Source organism: Nostoc sp. MG11 (assembly GCF_014904695.1).
In the GTDB taxonomy this organism is placed as follows: Bacteria; Cyanobacteriota; Cyanobacteriia; order Cyanobacteriales; family Nostocaceae; genus Komarekiella.
On sequence record NZ_JACXXN010000120.1, the window covers coordinates 1 to 4,683 of the forward strand.

General features: G+C 38.6%; 1 protein-coding gene. It reads left to right on the forward strand.

The window, feature by feature from the left end; all coding sequences use genetic code 11:
• The coding region (locus tag HCR01_RS36960; protein WP_193200856.1) for a non-ribosomal peptide synthetase at positions 1-4,683 on the forward strand (4,683 nt) is incomplete at both ends.

Below are 4,683 nucleotides of genomic sequence, written 5' to 3' on the forward strand. Positions count from 1 at the left end.
TGGCACAGAGTTATATTCAGGCAATCAGGTCGATAATAGAACATTGTCAATTAGAAGACAATAGAGGATATACACCGAGTGATTTCCCGCTTGCACAATTGAATCAATTAGAACTTGATAAATTATTAGCTCCTATCAAGACTAAAAATGTTGATTCAATTTATAGGCTTTCTCCGACACAACAAGGAATATTATTCCACAGCCTTGATGCGCCTGAAAGTGGGGTATATCAAGAGCAAATCACCTTGAATTTGAAGGGTAATCTAAATATTGCTGCTTTTGAATTGGCTTGGCAAAAAGTTGTAGATAGATATTCAGTTTTACGTACATTGTTTGTTTGGGAAAATCGTACAACTCCATTACAAGTAGTACTCAAACAAGTTAATTTACCTTGGAGTAATCTCGATTGGCAAAAACTATCAACCACAGAGCAACAACAGCAATTATCTGAACTGTTGCAAATACAAAGAAGACTTGGTTTTCAATTCAACCAAGCACCATTAATGGAGTGTACGTTAATTAAATTAAGTGACGATAGTTACAAATTCATTTGGAATCATCACCACATTCTTATAGATGGATGGTGTTTATCGATTATCTTCAAAGATGTTTTAAGTTTCTATGAAGCTGAAGTTGCAGGGGAAATTTGTAATTTGTCAAAACCATTTCTTTACAGTGATTATATTACTTGGTTGTACGAGCAAGATCATGTTGCTGCTCTTGACTTTTGGCAACAAACTTTGCAAGGTTTTAGCACTCCGACTCCCCTGAGAGTAAATAAGCTGAACTTTCAAACTCAGCAGCATCAATCATCGGATTATAAGAAACTTGAATTACGTTTGCCTCAGAGAGTGAGCCGTAGGTTACAATATGTGGCACAACAGCACCGTGTAACTTTATCAACAATAGTACAAGCAGCTTGGGCATTACTATTAAGTCGTTATAGTGGCGAGAAAGATGTAGTATTTGGTGTGACTGTTGCTGGTCGTCCAGCCAATTTGTCTGGAGTGGAGGAGATGGTGGGATTATTTGTCAATACCTTACCGTTACGTCTCCAAATATCCCCCCAACAGCAACTAATACCTTGGCTGCAACAAATACAACAGTTAGTGCTGGAATTACAGGAGCGCTCTTACACTCCACTGTTTGATATTCAAGCTAGGAGCGAAATAAGAGGGGGAACATCTTTATTTGAAAGTATTGTGGCATTTGAGAATTATCCAGTTGATAGTTCTTTATTGAATGAAGACTGTTCGCTACAGCTCAAACAGATGGAGGCTTTTGAACAAACTAATTATCCATTGACTGTAATTGCAGAACCTTGGAATGAGTTGTTAATTAAAATTCGTTACGATAGTACTCGTTTTGAATCAGATACGATTGGGTGGATGTTAGGACATCTGCAAACCATTTTCTGTGCAATTGTAGAAAATCCTTTACAGACGGTGGGTGAATTACCTTTGTTGACTCAAGCAGAACGCCATCAGTTGTTGACCGAGTGGAATGATACCGCTACTGAGTACCCCACTGATAAATGTATTTATCAGTTATTTGAGCAACAGGTAGAGAGAACACCGGATGCTGTAGCGGTGGTATTTGATAGAGAGCAGTTGACCTACCAACAATTAAATCAAAGAGCTAACCAACTAGCGCATTACTTGCAAAGCCTTGGTGTGAGAGCAGAAGTGTTGGTGGGTATTTGCGTAGAACATTCAGTAGAGATGGTGGTGGGATTGTTAGGGATACTCAAGGCAGGTGGTGCTTATGTACCCCTTGACCCCAGTTATCCCCAAGAACGATTGAGTTATATGTTAGAGGATTCTAATGTAGAGGTGTTGCTTACCCAGAGATCATTGTTGGAATCCTTGCCACAAAATCAAGTACAGGTAGTTTGTTTAGATAAAGATTGGGTATCTATTGACCAATATACTCAGCAGAATCTTGATGATGTTGAAGTAACTTCTGATAATTTGGCTTATGTTATTTACACTTCTGGTTCTACTGGAAAGCCCAAAGGGGTTACTGTTCTTCACCAAGCGGTAAATCGCTTGGTAATTAATACAAATTACATTAATTTACAACCAAAAGATGTAATTGCTTTTATCTCAAACTTTTCCTTTGATGCTGTCACTTTTGAGATTTGGGGAACATTGCTGCATGGAGCTAAGCTAATTTGGGTTTCTAAGGATATAGTTTTATCTCCCAAGGATTTTGCCAACTTTATCCAAGAGCAGAAAATTAGCGTCTTGTTTTTAACAACCGCTTTATTTAATCAGGTTGTAAATGTTGTACCGTCAGCTTTCCATTCGGTGCAACAATTGATGTTTGGAGGAGAGGCTGTCGATATTAAGTCGGTCAAAGAAGTTTTGAAAAATGGGTCACCAAAGCGACTGCTCCATGTTTATGGCCCGACAGAAAATACAACATTCACTACCTGGTACTTGGTACATGATATTCCAGAAGACGCTACAACTATTCCTATCGGTCGCCCTATAAGTAACACCCAAACATACATCCTAGACGAGTACCTCCAACAAGTACCCATAGACGTACCTGGAGAACTGTACATTGGAGGTGATGGGTTAGCAAGAAGTTACCTAAATCGCCCAGAATTAACACGAGAAAAATTTATTCCTAACCCCTTCTCAGATTCAAAATCACAACGGCTTTACAAAACAGGCGACCTAGTTCGCTACCTAGGCGATGGTAATATCGAATTCCTAGGTCGCATTGACTATCAAGTAAAGATTCGTGGTTTTCGCATCGAATCCGAAGAAATCGAAGCAGTCCTTAAAACCCATCCCCAAGTCCAACAAGCTGTAGTTATTGTCAGAGAAGATATTCCTGGTAACAAACGCTTAGTCGCTTATGTGGTTTCTGAGCAAAAAAATCAATCCCAAGCAACAAATCCATTACAGTCATCACATATTGAGCAATGGCAACAAATGTATCACAATCTCTACAGTTCAGAGGTAGAGATCGAAGAATCCAGCTACAACACCGTAGGATGGGAAAGCAGCTATACAGGTAAGCAAATTCCTCAAGAACAGATGCGTCAATGGGCAGATTCTACGGTTGAGCAAATTCTCAAATGGCAACCAGGACATGTGTTGGAGATAGGTTGTGGTACAGGGATGTTGTTGTTCCAGATTGCTCCTCATTGCTTGAGTTACTGTGGTACTGATTTTAGTGCGCCAGCTTTAGGTTATGTTGAACAGCAAATCAAGCAGCTGGGAGATAGTTATTCACACGTAAGCCTAAGCCAGAAACTTGCTGATGATTTTACAGATATTGAAGAAGGTAGATTTGATGCTGTTATTCTTAACTCAATTGTGCAGTATTTCCCCAGCATCGATTACTTAGTAGAAGTTTTACAAGGTGCAGTAAAAACTTTGGCTAAAGGTGGTTTCATATTTATTGGTGATGTTCGCAACTTGTCATTATTAGAAACTTTTCATGCAGCAACTAAGTTTTATCGCGCTTCAGATTCGTTAACCATTGACCAATTGAGACAGCAGGTTAAAAATGGTGTGAATCAAGATGAAGAATTGGTAATTGATCCTGCCTTCTTTTTAGCTTTAAAGCAACATCTGCCGCAAATCAAACATATTCAAATTCTGCTAAAACCTGGTGAGTACCATAATGAGCTAACTAAGTTCCGTTATCAAGTAATTCTCCATGTTAACAAAAAAGTATCTTCTACAGTTATATCCGAATGGCTTGATTATCAAAATAATGGTTTAAATTTATCAGCGATCGCAGAAATTTTAGCAGATAAAAAGCCTCCAGCAATTGGTATTAAACATATACCGAATGCTCGTTTACAAGAAGACGTCACACTTGTTCAAGAGCTTTCTAAGTCAAACGGACGCAAAACCATAGGTCAATTGCGTAATACTTTACATCTCCAAAAACAAGTAGGGGTAGAGCCGGACGATTTGTGGAGTTTGAGCGATCAATTACCTTATGAGGTATATATTACTTGGTCTGGTGCTGGCGAAAATGGTTGCTACGACGCTATCTTCATACGCAATAAATCTCCATTTGACTCCCAGAAAATAATTCCTAACTTGGAAGTAACGTCAGAGGTTAAAGCCTGGAGTGCTTATGCCAACAATCCCTTAAAACGAGAATCAAATCGCGATCTGGTTGCAAAATTACCTAGTTTTCTCAAACAGAAGCTACCAGAATACATGATTCCTACTGCTTTTGTGACTTTGGACAGTCTACCGTTAACACCAAATGGCAAAGTAGATAGAAAAGCACTAAGCGCACCTGATGGAACAATCACAAGAGTTCACGAATACGTAGCACCACGCACCCAAGTAGAACAAACTTTAGCCAACATTTGGCAACAACTGCTGCTATTGGAAAAAGTCAGTATCCACGACAACTTCTTTGAAATTGGTGGTGATTCTATTCTTAGTATTCAATTAGTTTCTCGCGCGAAAAACTCAGGTATAGAAATCAGTATTAAACAAATATTCCAAAATCAAACTATTGCTAAACTAGCCAAAGTCGCTAATACAATAGTTAATTTTGAATGTAAACAAAGTCTAGTTACAGGAATTGCATCTCTAACACCGATTCAACATTGGTTCTTCTCACAAAATAGAAAAGAAGCCCATCATTATAACCAATCAGTTTTATTAGAGATTTCCAAGAATATCAAAGCGGAATTCC